We start from the raw sequence: 16,849 nt of genomic DNA on the forward strand, positions 1-16,849 counted from the left end.
CCCTTGGCTTGCTGCCCACGCCCGCGCTGGCGCAGAGCCTTATATATGATCCGGCTGTGTTCACCCTCGAACCGACGGCCATGCAAATTGAGGCACCTCATCGGTCGGCGCCGACCCGCGAATTTGCGGCAGACAGCGTTGCCCTTGAAGAGGGTGGCATGACCATGGTCGATGCGCCGGCTCGACCGAATGAACCGCTGGCAGCCTACGCCGCGCTGCCCCCGCCCCCACCGTCGATCGATCGCAATATGGCGCAGGCGGACGCTCCTGCCGTCGATCAGGGGCGTTCCTATGGCGGGCTTCGCTGGGGAGGCAAATTGCGCCTGACCAACGGGGTCGCTACATTGGATGGCGCATCCGGCGGCGGATTGGCGGGTTGGGCGGTGATAGCCGGGCGAGAGACGGTGGAAGGCATTGGCGGATCAGCCCATCTGACCTTTGCCGAGCTACCCGATTATAACTGGCAGAGCCATGGCGCGGCGATCGGCCTGTTCAACCGGCTGGAGCTATCCTACGCGCGCCAGAACCTGGATCTCATCGATGTTGGCGCAGCCCTGGGCCTGGGCCGCAGCTATGTGCTGAATCAGGACGTCTTCGGCGCGAAACTGCGTCTGTTTGGCGACGCGGTTTATGGCGAGCCCTGGGTTCCGCAGCTGTCCGCCGGTGTGCAGTACAAAAACAATCTGGATGAAGCGGTCACGCGCTTCGTCGGGGCCAAATCCAGCGATGGCACCGATTTCTACCTGGCGGCCACGAAGATCCTGCTGGCCCAGAGCACCTTGGTCAACGCCACGCTGCGTTATACCAAGGCCAACCAGCTTGGGCTGCTTGGCTTTGGTGGAGACCGGTCCGACGATCGATCGGTGCAGTTCGAAGGCAGCGTGGGCTATATGCTGTCACGCAATCTGGTCCTGGGCGCGGAATACCGGACCAAGCCGGACAATCTGGGCATCGCCGAGGAAAATGACTGGCTGGATATCTATGCCGCATGGTCGTTTGGCGATCATATCACCTTTACCGCTGCCTATGTGGACCTGGGCACGATCGCCATTGCCGATGAGCAACGCGGCGCCTTGCTCTCGCTTCAGGCCGCCTTCTGAAACCGGAGAAAAGCATGTCGTTCTTTTTGTCCTTGCTGCTGACCACGCAAGCGGTGGCACTGCCGGGCGACGAGGCCGTGCCGCCGGTCGACTGGGCGCGGCAGCTGGGGATCGAAGAAGAGCAGCGCGATCCGGCGACCGGCGAATTTCCCGTCGCCCCCTATCGACAAAGCAACGCCAATGCCGGTGCGACCCCGGTTGGCGGCAACCGTCTTGCCGATCAATTCGGTGGTCAGGCTGGCATCCGCGATGTGACGGACCGGCTGGTGGCCATCAGCCTGGAAGACCCGCGCATCTCGGCAACCTTCAAGGGGCATGACATGGTCCGGTTGCGCCGCACTCTGTTCGAACAGGTCTGCTATCTGCTCAATGCCGGCTGCGATTATAGCGGGCGGGACATGCAATCGGCGCATCGCGACATGGGGCTTCAGATGGACGATCTGAACGCGCTGGTGGAAAATCTGCAGCAGGCCATGCGCGAGAAGCGCATTCCCTTCAGCAGTCAAAACCGCCTGTTGGCCAAGCTGGCACCGATGAAGAACGACGTCGTGCAGCCCTGAACCCCGGCCCTCAATGCCCGGTCGGCGTGCTGTCCGTACCGGCTGTATCGCCCAGCTTCTTGACGATCTTTCCTATGGTGGAGCCCTGCACCAGCACCGAAAAGAGCACGACGAAAAAGGTGGCGGCCAGCAAGGTATCGCGCGTTTGCCCGGCTGGTAGCGAGAGCGCCAGCGCGATCGAGATACCACCGCGCAAGCCGCCCCAGACCAGAATTCTGTAACCGCCCTCGCCCACCAGCCCCAGGGGCCGGAGCAAAATCATCGGCCCGCCGACGGCGAGCGCCCGTCCGATGAGCACGAGGGGGATGGCGAGCACGCCCAGTATCGCCAGCTGCGGACTGATGGCGATCACGATGATTTCCAGCCCGATGAGCAGGAACAGGACGCTGTTCAGCATCTCGTCGATCAGCTCCCAGAATTTCAGCACATAATCGCGCGTCACGTCGCTCATCGCATAGGTCACGCCCTGATTGCCGATCAGCAGCCCCGCAACCGCCATCGCCACCGGGCCGGCCAGATGGAAGGATGAGCAAAAGGAATACCCGCCCATGACGACCGCCAGACTGATCAGCACCTCCAGTGCATATTCGTCCACACTGCGCATCGCCCGATAGGCCACATAACCGGTGACCAGACCCACCAGGATGCCCCCGCCCGCCTCTTCTGCAAACAAGGTCAGCCCTTCCATGAAGGAAAAATCCGCACCGGTAATGGCCGCGCTCAACAGAATGGTGAACACCACGACGCCCACACCATCGTTGAACAGGCTCTCCCCGGCCACCGTGGCTTGCAGCGATGGCGGCACGGCGAAACGGCGCAGAATACCCAGCACGGAAACCGGGTCCGTAGGGCTGATCAAGGCACCGAAGACGAGGCACCAGATGAAAGCCGTCGGCAAACCGATGAAGCTGGTGAGAATGAAAAAAGCGCCGCCAACGATGACGGTGGACAGCAACACGCCCAGCGTGGACAGCAGCAGCACCGCCAGCCAGCCTTTCTTCAGCTCGTCCAGATCGACATGCAGCGCGCCGGCAAACAGAAGGAAGCTGAGCATGCCCTCCATCAGGGTCTGCGAAAAATCGATTTCGTTGATGAAGCTTTCCACCTGATCCGAAATGGTCAGCCCCGGAACCGCCCAGTCCAGAACGATCAACAGCACGGATACGATGGAGCCCATCACGGTCAGCCCGATGACATGGGGAAGCTTCACGAATCGGTGGTTGATATAGGAAAGAAAGGCCGCGACCACGATGATGATGGAGGCGGCATCAAAGGCCGAAAGCGTGGTCGTTTCATGCATGGCGTGGATCCTTGCGGGCAATCAGGCCGAAAGGCCACCCGGCAACCAAAGAAATTTGCAGCCGGGCAGCCGGCCACCGGATTTGGTTAACTAAATGTAGAGCAACTGGACCTAACGCCTCATGTCATGAAGGCACGCGTTGTCATAATCGATGATCGTCCGACGAATCTGCGCATTTATGCACAGTTCGTCAAACTGATGGGCGATGGCTATCAAGTTAACTGCTTCGAGAATCCCGTGCGTGCGCTCGAGTTTCTTGATCAGGAGCAGGCTGACCTGCTGATCGTGGACTATCGCATGCCGGAAATGACGGGCGCCGAATTCATTCGCCGCGTCCGCGCCATGCCGGCAGGCGGCGAAGTGCCCGCCATCGTCATCACCGCCCATCAGGATCGCGAATGTCGCATCGCGGCGCTGGATGCCGGTGCCACCGATTTTCTGCAGAGCCCCGTCTCGCAAGCCGAGTTCAAGGAGCGCTCGCTGCATCTGCTGGAGCAGCGCAAGCGGAAGAAAGAACTGGCGGCGCGCGCCGACAGCATGGGCCGATCGGCACCGCGCGAGATTGGCGATCGCAGCACGGAATCGGCCAAGTCGATGCTGGAGCAGATCATCGATACCATCCCGATCATGATCAATGCGATCGACAAGGATGGCAAATGCCTGTTCCTGAATGCCTATCAGGCCGCGATGTACGACAGGCTGCCAAATGAGTTGGTCGGCCGCGACGTCTATTCGATGACGACCACAAAGCTTGCAGAACGCGAGCGCCGGCGGGACAGCATAGTCCTGAAAACGGGCGAACCGCTCCCGCATTATGAAGAGCGCATCAGCAAGGATGGGCTGGACTTCATTTTTCACTGCAACAAGAACCCGCTCAAGAATCGAGAGGGTGAAGCCATCGGCATCCTGACCACGGCGGTGGATATCACGGCCCGCAAATTTGCCGAAGAGCATCGCACCCATCTGGCGCTGCACGATATTCTGACCGGCCTGCCCAACCGGGCCCTTCTCGGCGAACATCTGGAGCAAGCGCTCGGGGAATCGGCGCAAGGTTCCGAAAGCGCGGCCCTGCTGCTGCTCGATCTGGACCGGTTCAAGATCATCAACGACACCCGCGGCCATCAGACCGGTGACATTCTGCTGCGCGAAGTGGCAGGGCGGCTGGACGCTTTTCTGCAACCCGATGAGATTGCCGCGCGAATCGGCGGCGATGAATTTGCCCTCGTCCTGCGGAATCTGAAAAATGTCGACGAGATCAACAGCCGCTGCGCCGCCCTGCTTCGCGAAATCAACCGGCCATATCAGATCAACGGCGTAGAGCAGGTCGTCGGTGCCAGCATCGGCATCGCACTGCTTCCCGGCGACGGGGACGATGCCGACGAATTGCTGCGGCTGGCGGATCTGGCGATGTATGATGCCAAGAGCCGCGGCCGTAACGGGTTTTGCTTCTTCTCACCGGAATTGAACCGCATCGCACAGTTCAACGCGCAGACCGAAATGGAATTGCGTGAGGCCATCGTGCTGGACCAGTTCGAACTGGAATATCAGCCCGTCGTCTCTTTGGAGACCGAAGATTATGTGGGTGTCGAGGCGCTGATCCGCTGGAACCATCCGACCCGCGGGCGGCTGCTGCCCAAGGACTTCCTCACCGTTGCCAATGACAGCGGCATGATGGATGCCATCGGCAAATGGGTGATCGAGGCGGCGTGCAAGCAGATCGTTTCGCTGCGCGATCAGGGCATTCGAAGCCCGCGCATATCGGTCAATGTGTCCCCTCGGCAATTCCAGACGCAGGACGTGGTCAAGGAGATCGTCACCCGGCTCGAAAAATATGATATCGAACCGGACCTTCTGTGCATCGAGATTACCGAAGAGGTATTTCTTGAGCGCAATGCGGAAATCCTGGAGGCGCTGGCACAGCTGCGCAGCCTGGGCATCAACATCTCCATCGACGATTTTGGAACCGGATATAGTTCGCTGCAATATCTGCGCGATCTGCCCGCCACCAGGCTCAAGATCGATCGGGCCTTTGTCTGCCGCATCACGGAAAGCTCGGTCGACCGTGCCATCATCAGCACCATCTCGCATCTCGCCCACGCCCTTAAAATGAAGGTGGTGGCTGAGGGCGTGGAGACACAGGCGCAATTCGATCTACTGCAGGCCGCCGGATGTGATGAAGTGCAAGGCTGGTTGACGGGCCGGCCGATGCCGAGCGCGAAGCTCGCGCATCTGCTGACGCACAGCGACGAACGCAAGATCTGGGGAACACAGCCGTGATGCGGTTATTTTCTAGCGAGAAGATCCCATCATCCGACAGACGCCTGGCCGGAGAGCGTCAGATATTGCTGAACCGCGCCGTCATTGGCGTGGTGACCACTCTCATCTGCATCTATCTGCAATTATCGACTTATATCATCGCCGCATTCGGCATCTATCTTGGTATCAACACCCTGCTGATGCTGGGGCGTCTCACGGCGGTGAATCCCCGGATACGCTGGTTTATGGCCATTGTCCTCGATGCGGTGATGGCCAGCGCCATTCAGTTGCACGATCCGGAGGGGATGGCCTTTGTCTACCCCATTCTGATCTGGTCGATCCTCGGCAATGGATTTCGCTACGGCACCCGCTGGCTGTGTATCGCATCGATCGCCAATTTCCTTTCCTTTGCCGTTGTCCTTGCATCTGCGCCTTATTGGCAGGCGATGCCGATTCTGGCCGCATCGCTGCTTTTCGGCCTTCTGATTTTGCCGGCCTATTGTTCCAAGCTGATATCAGGCCTGTGGAAAGCGACCAATCAGGCCGAAGCGGCCAACCGCGCCAAGACACATTTTCTAGCCAGCGTGAGCCATGAACTGCGTACACCGCTGAACGCCATCATCGGTTATGGCAGCCAATTGGCGGAAGAGGATCTCACGCCGCGCATTCATGGCATGGTCGCCAGCAGCCACCACGCCGCCGAACATCTGCTCTATCTGATCGATCAGCTGCTTTATGCCTCCCGCAGCGAGAAAACACAGGCAACGGCCGAGCAGATCGATTTTACCTTGCCCGACCTGGTCGTAAAAACGCGTGAAATCGTGCTGTTACAGGCGGCGGACAAGGGCGTGAGCGTGCACTGTCATGCAGCGCCGGGAAGCGACCGGTTGCTCAACGGCCCTGCCGACATGCTGCGCAACATGATGGTCAACCTCGCCAGCAACGCGGTGAAATTCACCGATGAGGGCCGCGTGGTGATCGAATGCGGCCTGGAAAGCGGTGCCATGGGTCATCAGCTATGGTTCGCGATCAGCGATAGCGGCATCGGCATTGCCGACGATGCACGGCAACGGATTTTCGAACCGTTTACGCAGGCCGATGCCACGGTGGCAGGCCGCTTTGGTGGCACCGGTCTCGGCCTGTCCATCTGCCAGCAAATGGCAACGCAGATGGGCGGCACATTGGAGGTGGAGAGCGATCTTGGTGTCGGCAGCCGCTTTATCTATCGTGGCCCCGTCCATCTGGCCGATCAGCAAATATCGCAGCAAACCGAACAAAGCATCCTGCTGCTGAGCCCGGAAAATCGCTCCGCTATTGCAACGGACGCCGCCGGGGTGGCGATCGAATGGATCGCCTGCAGCAATGCAGAGCAACTGGTCAATCTCCTTCCGGACATCGACCTGCCCCGGTACGATATTGTCGTCATCGACGAATCGATTCTGGAAACCGTGCAGGCCGACAGCGACCTCTGGCCCTCGTTCGAACAGGCAAAAATTCCTGTCGTCCTGCAACGCTCCACATCGGCGCTCGAACTGGATGACATCCGCCTGCGCGCCGCTTTTGCATCGATCATTCCCGATCAGGCGGATTTTTCCACGCTGCGCAGCGCCGCCCGGATCGGCACATCCTTTCGCACTGCACTGCCGGAAGAATCCACCGAACCGTCAAGGCATGTCGCCCAGCTTGCCGCCCATCCGCGCCGGGTGCTCGTTGCGGATGACAATCGCACGAACCGCGAGGTGGTGAAGACCATTTTGGAAACAGCGGGCCACCGCGTTGACCTTGCCGTGGACGGGGAAGACGCTCTGGCCGCATTGGAACGGCATACGGCGGATCTTGTCTTTCTGGACGTCAACATGCCCAAAATGTCCGGCATCGAAGTCTGTGCGATGTGGCGCCAGATCGAGGGCCCCAGAGCGCATGTCCCGATCCTCGGGCTCACCGCCGACGCTACCGAAGAAACTGAAAAGCTGTGTCTAGACGCCGGAATGGACGCCCGTCTGACCAAACCGATCCGGCGGGACCAGCTTCTCGAAGTCATCGAGCAGTATTGCCCGAATGACGAGTCCTGCCCCGCCCCCATTTCGGCAGATCCGCTCGGCAAGGTGGTTTCGCTCAACGGCGATGCGCTGGTCCAACTTGTGGCCCTCGATCGCGCGCAGGTAGACGATCTGCTCGATATGGGCGGCCTCGAATTTCTGGCGTCTCTTGCGGAAAGCTACGCGGAAGACGTGCACAAGCTTCTGCACGATCTCCAATTGGCCGTGTCGCGCGGCGATCTGGAAAAGTTTCGTTTTGCCGCGCACGCCATCAAGAGTTCGGCCGCGAACATGGGGGCCAGCACGTTGAGCGCGCTATGTCACCAGATGGAGGTGATTTCCGCCCCGGATTTTCGCAGCGAAGGGTCCAAGCTGGTCGGCAGGACCACCGAGCTGGCCACGATGGTGGAACAGGAACTCGCGCAACTAACCGCCGGAACGAGCGCAGCCGCCTGACTGCCTGCGGTTGCAGGCCAGTCACGCGGCGTCTTACAGCGCGCGTGGGCGTTGCCGCGCCATCCGGTGCTCCTGCGCATTAGCGAGCCGCTGCATCTTGCGCACATCGGAATCGCTCAGTTGCATGGCTGTTTCCGCCCAGATATTCGTAATATCGAGCAACTCGTCCAGGCTGACCGGATTCGCCGCCTTGCGCGCCGCATAGACGGCACGTTCCGCATGAAAGCGTGCACGGTGCTTGCGGGTATAATCGATGATGGCCGCCTCGCCGGCTCCGTCGTCCACCAGAATGTCGACGATCCCCATCTCGTGAAGATCTTCTGCGCTCATGATCTTGCCGCCAAGGATCAGCTCCTCGGTCACCTTCCTGCCGACACGGCGCAGCAGAAAGCTGTAGGCGCCCATGCCGGGAAACAGGTTGAACACGATTTCGGGAAGACCAAATCTGGCGCTGCGCTCGGCCACCAGCACGTCGAACGCCAGGGCATGTTCGAATCCGCCGCCCAGGGCGTCTCCCTGCACCAGCGCCATGGTGATGACCGGCGCGCCGAAACCCGTCGCATGGGCATATTGCATGCGCACGCAGGTCTCCGCATAGGCCCGCATCGCCGGCAGATCACGCGTCATGATCTTTTCCGCAAAATGCCGAAGATCGCCGCCAAGGTTGAAAACGCCCGGTGTTTTGGACGCGCTGACGAAATAGCGCAGATCGTCCGACGGCCCCTGGTCTACGAAGGCCGACCGGCGCTCCACCCAATCGTGCACCTGCTGGATCTCCGCCCCCAGCGCATAGGTGTAGCTGGGCCGGCCCTTCTGGTTCATGTGACACCAGAAAATACCGTCCTCGACATCGTGACGCAGCGAAATCTCTTTGAAGTCACGCGAGAAAATGTCCGAGTCCATCTCGGCAATGCCGCTCGGCGTGTGATCATTGGCTATGTGCGCATGCAGAACCATTCGGCGTACCCCCTACGGTCGGCTAAACATAACCGGCCACCCCTGCCAGCACCGGCATCATAGCAGAATTTCGAGTATTGCAAGGCAACAATAACAATTACCTTTCAAAATGTGACGCACGCGCAACAGATTCCATTTCTATGACGCAAGAAAATGGCCGGAGCCTTTTCTTTCAACCACTTGGCCTTTCATTTCACGCCACTGTCACAGCCGCGTCTTCAAACCTACTCGCGAATAGCATCTGGCCGTCATCGACCATCCCTAGGGGTCTGCCGACGGCGATGGGGGCAGACAGGATTCGTCTACGCATCGTCTCTCGAACGGCCCTCTCAGGGCGCTAACGTTTCGTTGCGGAGACCAAATCGATGACCAACTCAAAATTACGGGCAATCTTGTATGTAACGGCTGCGGCTGCCGTACTGACCGGTTGCGGAGCCGACGATGTCGCATCCCCTGGTGAAGGCAATGTGGTAATCATCACGCCGCCCTCGGCGCCGCCGCCACCACCGGCCCCTACGCCAACGCCAACGCCGACCTCGCCAACCACCGGTCCGGCAGCCTCCTGCCCCTCTGGCACCACCAGCATCGGCCTGGTCGGCCCCAATGATCAGGCGCGTGGCTGTCAGCTGCCGAACCAGATCAGCGGCACCTATAATGTCCAGAACCTGGCCGGCGTGGTCTACGCCTTCAGCGGCCGCGTGGAAGTGGGCCGCGATGTCGGCGGTGACGGTGCTGTCAGCGGCGGCGCAGCGGCCACGTTGAATATCGAAGCTGGCGTCACGCTGTTCGCACAAAGCCAGACCAGCTTCATCGTCGTCAACCGCGGTTCACGGATGAATGCTGTCGGTGAAGCCACCAAGCCGATCATCTTCACGTCGCAGGCCAATGTCGAAGGCACGGCGACCGACAGGGATTACGGCCAGTGGGGCGGCATCCTGCTGCTCGGCCGCGGACCGATTTCCAATTGCCTCGGCACCGGTGCTACAGGCGGCAGCGCCAGCTGTCAGCAGCTTGCCGAAGGAGCTGGACCAAACGACTATTACGGCGGCAACCAGTCGACCGATAACAGCGGCACCATTCAGTATATCCAGATCCGCTATACCGGCCGCGCGGCCAGCCCAAACAACGAACTGCAGGGCCTCACCCTGGCCGGCGTCGGATCCGGGACCATCCTGGACTATATTCAGTCGCACAATTCCGGCGATGACGGCATCGAGATCTTTGGCGGCACCGCCAATCTGCGTCACCTTATCCTGACCGGCGCCGACGATGACAGCTATGATACCGACCTTGGCTTCACCGGCACGACGCAGTTCGTGATCGGGGTGCAGAATCCTGGCTTCGGCGACCGGATGTGGGAAATCGACTCCGAAGACGGCGCGGAAGATGCCACGCCGCGTCAGGACACCACGCTGGCCAACTTCACCTTCATCCAGCAGGGCCGTGAAACCTCTTCCGCTATCACGGCGCGCGGTGGCCCGGATATCACGCTGCTGAACGGCGTGGTCAAAGGCCCCAATACCTGTCTCGATATCGATAGTGCGCAAACCGTGCAGGCAACGGGACCGGACGAGAATGGCCCGCCACGTTTCCGCTCGGTGGTGTTCGATTGCGACGGCGGTGCCTTCAACGGCGATAGCGATACCTTTGAAGCGGACTCGTTCAGCACCGCGGCCGGCACCAACAACAACGCCGATTTCACCACCTCTCTTCAGTCCGTTTTCATCAACGGTGCCAATGAGAATGGTGTCACTGCCGTGGCGAACATCCAGTCGTTCAGCCCGTTCCTGCAGCAGGTCGATTATATCGGCGCCGTCAAGGACGCGAACGATACATGGTATCGCAGCTGGAGCTGCAATGCTTCCTATGTCGGGTTCAATTCGCCCTTTACCTGCGCGAATTCACCGCTCAGCGACCGCTAAGGCGCTTTCGGGGGTGGCGGGCCATTTGGTCCGCCGCCCTCTTTCCATGCAAAATACAGGACAAATCGATGGTCAGAACAGCGATCATGACAGGGCTTTTGGTCTCCACCGCGCTTGGCAGTGCCGCCGCATTCGCGCAGACGTCGCCGCAAATCCTGCCGCCCGTCGGTGAAGATGTTGCCGAGCCGACCCAGACCGATGACGAGACCGGGGATCAAGACGGCACCATCGATCAGTCCGTGGACCGGGATGACGAAGGCAGCCCCGACATCAGTGCACCCGGCGCAGGCGGCCTGGGGGACGAGATTGTCGTCCAGGGCCGTTTCATCCCCAACGAGACGCGCAGCACTGCGTCCGTGATTTCCGTGCTGTCCGCCGAAGATATCGCCCGTCAGGGCGACGGCGATATCGCCAGCTCGCTGGAGCGCGTAACCGGCCTGTCGGTCGACAATGGCGGCTTCGTCTATGTCCGCGGTCTGGGCGATCGCTATTCACAGGCCCTGCTCAACGGCACACCCCTGCCCTCTCCCGAGCCGCTCAAGCGCGTCGTTCCGCTGGACCTGTTCCCGACGAGCGTTCTGGCCAGCGCAACGGTGCAGAAAAGCTATTCGGTCAACTATCCCGGAGAATTTGGCGGCGGCGTCATCAACCTGACCTCCGCAGCCCTGCCGAAAGAGAATTTCCTGACCGCCGGTCTGGGCATCGGCATCAACACGGAAACCACCGGCAAGCTTGGCTATACCTATTATGGCAGCGCGTCCGACTGGACCGGTTTTGACGATGGCACGCGCGACATTCCCGATATCCTGAAGTCCGCGCTCAACAGCGGTTCGCGAATCCAGAGCGGCTCCACCTTCACCAATGAAGATCTGCAGGATATCGGCACCAGCCTGGTCAACGCAGAAACATCGCTGTTGCAGCGCAATTTCGATATCCCGCCGATCTGGAGCGCCAGTCTGAGCGGTGGCTATACCGTGCCGATCGGCGCGGCCGATCTCGGGATCATCGCCAATGCCAGCTATTCGAACAGTTTCAACACGCGCGATTCGATCCAGCAGGATGGTTTCAGCAGCCCGTCCAGCTCCGTTCTTGTCGAGGATGGCCGGCTTGTCCGCACCGATCACAACATCGTCGTCAGCGGCCTGTATGGCATGGGTCTCGATCTGGACGAGCACAAGATCCGCTGGACCAATGTCTATATTCGCGACACCCTGAAACAAGGCGGGCTCTACGCCGTCGACAATCTGGATATCGCCGGCGGTATCGATCCCACGAACCGGGCCGGCATTCTGCGTCAGCAGACGATGTGGATCGAACGCCAGCTTATCGACACCGTGCTCAGCGGCGAGTTCCGCTTCGGCGCGTTCGACGTGAATCTGCGCGGAAACTATGCCAATTCGCAGCGCGAGGCCCCGTATCAGCGCGAATTCAACTATGTCTATAATGACCGGATTGGCGACTATCAGAACAATCTGCAGGAGAATGGATCGGGCGCCAGCATCGCTTTTTCGGACCTGAACGAGGACGTCTGGAGCGGCGCGGTCGATGTGGCTTATGCCCTGCCCACGGCGCGCGATTTCGTCCTGTCCGCCGGCTACGCCTATAACAGCCAGAACCGCGATGCCACTCGCCGGGATTTTGCTTTCCTGCCGCTCGGCTCATCGCTGCCCCAGCCGGTTCCGCAGCAGCGCCCGGACTTTCTACTGTCGGACCTGAACATCCGCGGTTTCTATACCCCGCTCGTTCCCGGCGACGGCATCGTCTTCACCGAAGCGCTCACCACCGCCGGGTCGCAAGCTTATGAGGCCGATCTTGAGGTGCATGCAGGCTATGTTCGCGCCGAGGCGGAGATCCTGCCTTTCGTCACCATGGAAGGCGGCGTCCGTTACGAAACGGCCAGACAGCAGGTAACCGCGCTCGACATTTTCAACGAAGGCAATCTGGACCAGACGGCGCCGCTGAAAAATGACTATTTCCTGCCCGCCGCCACGGTGACCTGGAATTTCGCCGAGGATATGCAGCTGCGCGCCAACGCGTCCAAGACGATTGCCCGCCCGCAGTTCCGCGAGCTGGCCCGTCCGCAGTTCATCGATCCGGACACCGGCCGTATCTTCAGCGGCAACCCCTTTCTGGTCGACAGCGAACTGTTCAATGCCGAGGCGCGCTACGAATGGTATTTCGACCGGGATCAGCGGTTCAGCCTGGCCGGTTTCTACAAGCGGATCGACAATCCGATCGAGCCGGTATCCGATCTGCCGGCCGGCCAGACGGGCTTGCGCACCACCTTTGCCAATGCCCCCAAGGCGGAGCTTTATGGCGGCGAAGTGGAAATCGTGAAATATTTCGATCTCTTCGATCTGGGGTCCTTCTTCGAGACCAAGCGCATTTTCACCAGTGCCAATTATACCTACACCCTCTCCAATCTGCAGGTGAAGGACGGCGACCAGACCATATTGTTCGATACCCGCGGCCTGCGCCCGGCATCCGAAGTGTTCTTCGATGGCACCGCGCTCACCGGCCAGTCGAAGCATATCGCGAACCTGCAGATCGGTTTCGAGGATACGGATCGGCTGCAGCAGATCACCATGTTGCTGCGCTATGCCAGCGACCGGGTGACCACCCGCTCCATCGCCGGCGGCAATCGGCAGCCCGATGTGATCGAGCAGCCCGGCCTGCAGCTGGACATCGTGGCGCGGGAGGAGCTGACCATCTCCGGCCAGCCCTTCGAGATGAAGTTCGAGGCCCGCAACATCACCGGCACACGCTTTCGCGAATATCAGCCCGCGTCCGGGGACAACGGGATCGAGATTATCCGCCAGCAATATGACCGTGGCACCACGCTGGCGCTAAGCGTCGCCGCGCGTTTCTGACACACCCTAACCGATGACCGTGAAAAAACGCCTTCCCCATAACGGGAAGGCGTTTTGCATTTGGCGGACCAGGCTTCGGGCAACCGTCCTGATGACACAGACCCGCCTTGCGCTTGTCGCTTGACTGTAACATCCGCCGCATAGCAAGGTCCTCTAAGGACCGGGGGCATGCGCCTCCTGCCGTAAACCTATGCGGCTCGCTTGGGTGGGGAACATTTTTGCGCAGCTTATTCGAGACCGGTTTCCGTACCGACCGCCTGCGATCCGTGCCGCGCCCGACCCCGTTCGCGCTGCTGTTCACCATCGCCTTGCTGGCGCTGCTCGTGCAGATGGCGCGGCTGGGCTGGACCATTGTAACGCCGGTTTCTCCGGTGGGCGATTGGCGACCGGCCAGCGCGGTCGTCCTGCCCTTCGCCACCCGCCAGGCACTGTTTACCAGCTTCGATCCGTTCTCACGCAATGCCCCGGCCAGCGACGGCGCGGCGGTCATCACCTCGCTGCAGATCGAACTGTTCGGCACGCTGACCAACGGCAGTTCCGGCCTCGGATCGGCGATTATTGCCGGCAGCGACGGCGTTCAGAACAGTTTTGCCGTAGGCGAAGAAATCCAGCCCGGCGTCACCCTGACCGGTGTCGCTTTCGATCATGTGACCATCAGCCGCGCAGGCAATGAGGAGCGGATCTATCTCGACCAGTCCGTTCCGGCCGATGTGGTTGGCGCCGCGCCAGCCGCGCCCGGCAGCAACGCAGGAAGCGCGGCCCCCGCCGTTTCGGGCGCCACCGTGTCCGGCGCGGGCAACCCGGCGCGCACCGTGGACAATATCAAGCGTTTCGTGTCCTTCAATCCGCGGGTGGTGGGCGGCAAGATCACCGGCGTGGTGGCCGCGCCGGGCAGCGATGCGGCCGGTTATCGCGCCATGGGTTTTCTGCCGGGCGACATTATCACGTCGGTCAACGGCCGCAGGATCGCATCCGCATCCGATGCCGCCTTCGTACAACAACAGATCAAGCCCGGTGCCCGGCTGTCGCTCATGGTTGAGCGCGGTGCCGACACCGTCCCCCTTGCCATCAATCTGGAGCAGTAATTGCTACGCAAGTTTTCCCTGGTTGCCGCCGCCTTCATGATGGTCGTCGCCGAGCCTGTCTCGGCGCAATATGTGATGAATGTGCGCGATGCCGATATCCGCGCCTTCGTGCAGGAAGCCGCGCGCGTGACGGGGCGCACCTTCATCGTCGACAGCAGGGTGCAGGGCACGGTGTCCGTGGTAACCGAACGCCCGCTCAGCCGATCTGAATATTTCGAGATCTTCCTGTCCACCCTGCGGGCCAACGGGCTGGTGGCCGTGCCGACCAGCGGGGGCGCGTATCGCGTGCAGCAGGCCGATGGCGCGGCCACGCAGCCCAGCCGCATCGGCAGCCGGGCGCGCTCGGCGAGCGAGTTTGTGACCGAAGTCTTCCGTCTGCGCTCGATCGACGCGACGCAGGCCGTCGAATCGCTCCGTCCGCTGGTCAGCCGCGAGGGATCGCTCACCGCCAACCGCAGCGCCAACAGCCTGATCGTGGCCGATTATGCCGACAATATCCGGCGGATGCGCCAGCTGATCGGTCAGATCGACCGGGACAACAGCGCCACCCGGATCGTCAATCTTCGCAACGCCGATGCAAGCGAGATCGCGCAGTCGCTGCAGGCCCTGGCCACGCAGGGCGTGGCAGGCGAAGGCGCGGTGGCCCCTGTGTCGGTCGTGCCCTTCCCCACCAGCAATTCGATTGCGCTTCGCGGCGATGCAGCCTCCGTGGCCGAATTCGTCAAGATTGCCAGCGATCTGGACCAGCGCTCACGCAGCACGAGCGAGGTGAAGATCTACCGACTGGATTATGCCGATGCCGAAACGCTGCTGCCCGTGCTGCAGCAACTGGTCGGGCAACAGCAATCCCAGACGGTGACCGCGCCCAGCGCCGATATTCCGGCCATCGCGCGCAATGTGACGCAGGGTTCCCCCACCGTATCGTCCGGCAATGCAGCGGCGGTCAGCACCGTGACGACCAGTAGCGGAGGCGCTGGCGGCATCGCCGGTCGCCGCCCAGCCATCATTACGCGCTATGCCGGCACCAATGCCATTATCGTGGCCGCCGATCCGGACACGCAGCGCACGCTGGGCGAGGTGATCCGCCAGCTCGATATCCGCCAGAACCAGATCCAGGTCGAGGCGATCATCGTCGAGATATCGGATTCGCTGGCCAAGGAGTTGGGGGTCCAGTTCCTGTTCGGTGACAATAATGTCGGCTATGGCGTTTCCAATTTCAGCAACATCCAGCCGAACATCCTGGATGTCGCCGGGGGTATTCTCGCGAACGAGCTGGATCAGACCACCACAGTGGTAAATGGCACCACCGTCACCACCTCCACCAACAGTTCCACCGGGGATTTGCTGCGCAACAATGCCGCGCAGGCGGTGCTTGGTGCGCGCGGCGGCTTCCTTGGCCTGGGCATCCCGCTTGGCGGCGGCGGCATTCTGGGCGCGCTGATCAACGCGGTGCGCGCCGACACCGAATCCAACGTGCTGTCCACGCCGTCGCTTACCGTGAACGACGGGCTAGAAGGCTCGATCCTGTTCGGTCAGGAAATTCCCGTCTCGACGGGTGAGGCGCTGTCGAACAATTTCGACAATGCCTTCCGCACGATCCAGCGGCAGAATGTCGGCATCGAGCTGATTGTGACGCCGCAAATCAATGCCGGTGATGAAATTCGGCTCGATCTCAACCAGGAAGTCAGCTCGATCGCCGGGCCGGTGTCCGATGATTTCAACGAACTCATCATCAACAAACGCGAGATCAAGACCACGGTCACCGTGGGCAATGGCGAGATCGCCGTGCTCGGCGGATTGCTCGACGACAATGAACGGCGAACGATCCAGAAAATCCCTCTGCTCGGGGATATTCCGATCATCGGCGAGCTGTTCAAATCCCGCGCGCGCAGCCGTGTGAAGACCAATCTGCTCGTCTTCATCCGCCCGACCATCCTGCGCAGCCGTGCGGATCAGGCGCGCCTGACGGCACAGCGATATGGCTATATTCGCAACCAGCAGCTGCTCCGCCGTCCCGGTGAGGAGCCGACACTGGACCAGCTTGTGCGCGATTATCTGGACACCGTGCCGCCCGGCGGTCCCTATGTCTATCAGAGCGGAGACGTGCTGATCGGCGCCACCGGCGACGTACTGCCGCCGCCGGCCGAAGGCACCGTGGTCGTGCCAGTGGCCGTGCCCGCCAGCGACGTCGACGGTGGCGAGCTGCCACCGGTCTATGACGCGACACCGCAGTGAGGATGGTTGCATGAGGACGGGACTGTGAAGATCGGGCGCGGAAAAGCTTCGCAAGCCGAACCTGCGCCG

Annotated in this window: 10 protein-coding genes; 8 read left to right on the plus strand and 2 right to left on the minus strand. The window is 61.1% G+C overall.

Annotated elements, in window-relative coordinates; translation table 11 throughout:
* The first annotated feature begins 158 nt into the window (after positions 1–158).
* Both G410_RS0104465 and G410_RS0104470 read left to right on the plus strand, forming a co-directional pair.
* The gene (locus G410_RS0104465; protein WP_245559298.1) at positions 159–1,100 is read left to right on the plus strand and encodes a DUF3034 family protein; all 942 of its coding nucleotides are present in this window, start codon (positions 159–161) and stop codon (positions 1,098–1,100) included.
* A 14-nt stretch (positions 1,101–1,114) separates the two neighbouring features.
* On the plus strand, positions 1,115–1,660 hold the full coding sequence (locus G410_RS0104470; RefSeq protein WP_022672453.1) for a group I truncated hemoglobin: 546 nt from the start codon (positions 1,115–1,117) through the stop codon (positions 1,658–1,660).
* 10 nt (positions 1,661–1,670) lie between these two features.
* Here G410_RS0104470 and G410_RS15590 read toward each other — a convergent pair whose 3' ends face one another.
* Positions 1,671–2,960, minus strand: a complete 1,290-nt coding sequence (locus G410_RS15590; RefSeq protein WP_022672454.1) for a cation:proton antiporter — start codon at positions 2,958–2,960, stop codon at positions 1,671–1,673.
* Between the two features lie 126 nt (positions 2,961–3,086).
* On the opposite strand from G410_RS15590, the gene G410_RS15595 reads away from it, so the two are divergent.
* Both G410_RS15595 and G410_RS0104485 read left to right on the plus strand, forming a co-directional pair.
* A complete protein-coding gene (locus tag G410_RS15595) occupies positions 3,087–5,237 on the plus strand; it encodes an EAL domain-containing response regulator (protein WP_022672455.1) in 2,151 nt (716 codons plus the stop codon).
* Complete coding sequence (locus G410_RS0104485; RefSeq protein ID WP_084488957.1) at positions 5,237–7,711, plus strand: hybrid sensor histidine kinase/response regulator; 2,475 nt, start codon at positions 5,237–5,239, stop codon at positions 7,709–7,711. Before G410_RS15595 ends, G410_RS0104485 begins: the two co-directional genes overlap by 1 nt.
* A gap of 33 nt (positions 7,712–7,744) precedes the next feature.
* Here the strand turns inward: G410_RS0104485 and G410_RS15600 are convergent, their stop codons facing one another.
* Positions 7,745–8,668, minus strand: coding sequence for a crotonase/enoyl-CoA hydratase family protein (locus G410_RS15600; protein WP_022672457.1), 924 nt, complete (start codon positions 8,666–8,668; stop codon positions 7,745–7,747).
* 365 nt (positions 8,669–9,033) lie between these two features.
* On the opposite strand from G410_RS15600, the gene G410_RS0104495 reads away from it, so the two are divergent.
* From G410_RS0104495 to gspD, 4 genes are all read left to right on the plus strand, one after another.
* Complete coding sequence (locus G410_RS0104495) at positions 9,034–10,590, plus strand: hypothetical protein (protein ID WP_022672458.1); 1,557 nt, start codon at positions 9,034–9,036, stop codon at positions 10,588–10,590.
* An 86-nt stretch (positions 10,591–10,676) separates the two neighbouring features.
* Complete coding sequence (locus G410_RS0104500) at positions 10,677–13,460, plus strand: TonB-dependent receptor domain-containing protein (protein ID WP_022672459.1); 2,784 nt, start codon at positions 10,677–10,679, stop codon at positions 13,458–13,460.
* 218 nt (positions 13,461–13,678) lie between these two features.
* Positions 13,679–14,545: a type II secretion system protein N gene (locus G410_RS15605; protein ID WP_022672460.1), complete on the plus strand. Its 867-nt coding sequence runs from the start codon at positions 13,679–13,681 to the stop codon at positions 14,543–14,545.
* Complete coding sequence (gene gspD, locus G410_RS15610) at positions 14,546–16,780, plus strand: type II secretion system secretin GspD (protein WP_022672461.1); 2,235 nt, start codon at positions 14,546–14,548, stop codon at positions 16,778–16,780.
* Positions 16,781–16,849 lie beyond the last annotated feature (69 nt).

The organism is Novosphingopyxis baekryungensis DSM 16222, assembly GCF_000420305.1.
Classification (GTDB): Bacteria; Pseudomonadota; Alphaproteobacteria; order Sphingomonadales; family Sphingomonadaceae; genus Novosphingopyxis; species Novosphingopyxis baekryungensis.

Coding starts and splice junctions, on each gene's coding strand:
- G410_RS0104465 (WP_245559298.1), top strand. CDS start 159: ATGACCATGGTCGATGCGCCGGCTCGACCGAATGAACCGCTGGCAGCC.
- G410_RS0104470 (WP_022672453.1), top strand. CDS start 1,115: ATGTCGTTCTTTTTGTCCTTGCTGCTGACCACGCAAGCGGTGGCACTG.
- G410_RS15590 (WP_022672454.1), bottom strand. CDS start 2,960: ATGCATGAAACGACCACGCTTTCGGCCTTTGATGCCGCCTCCATCATC.
- G410_RS15595 (WP_022672455.1), top strand. CDS start 3,087: ATGAAGGCACGCGTTGTCATAATCGATGATCGTCCGACGAATCTGCGC.
- G410_RS0104485 (WP_084488957.1), top strand. CDS start 5,237: ATGCGGTTATTTTCTAGCGAGAAGATCCCATCATCCGACAGACGCCTG.
- G410_RS15600 (WP_022672457.1), bottom strand. CDS start 8,668: ATGGTTCTGCATGCGCACATAGCCAATGATCACACGCCGAGCGGCATT.
- G410_RS0104495 (WP_022672458.1), top strand. CDS start 9,034: ATGACCAACTCAAAATTACGGGCAATCTTGTATGTAACGGCTGCGGCT.
- G410_RS0104500 (WP_022672459.1), top strand. CDS start 10,677: ATGACAGGGCTTTTGGTCTCCACCGCGCTTGGCAGTGCCGCCGCATTC.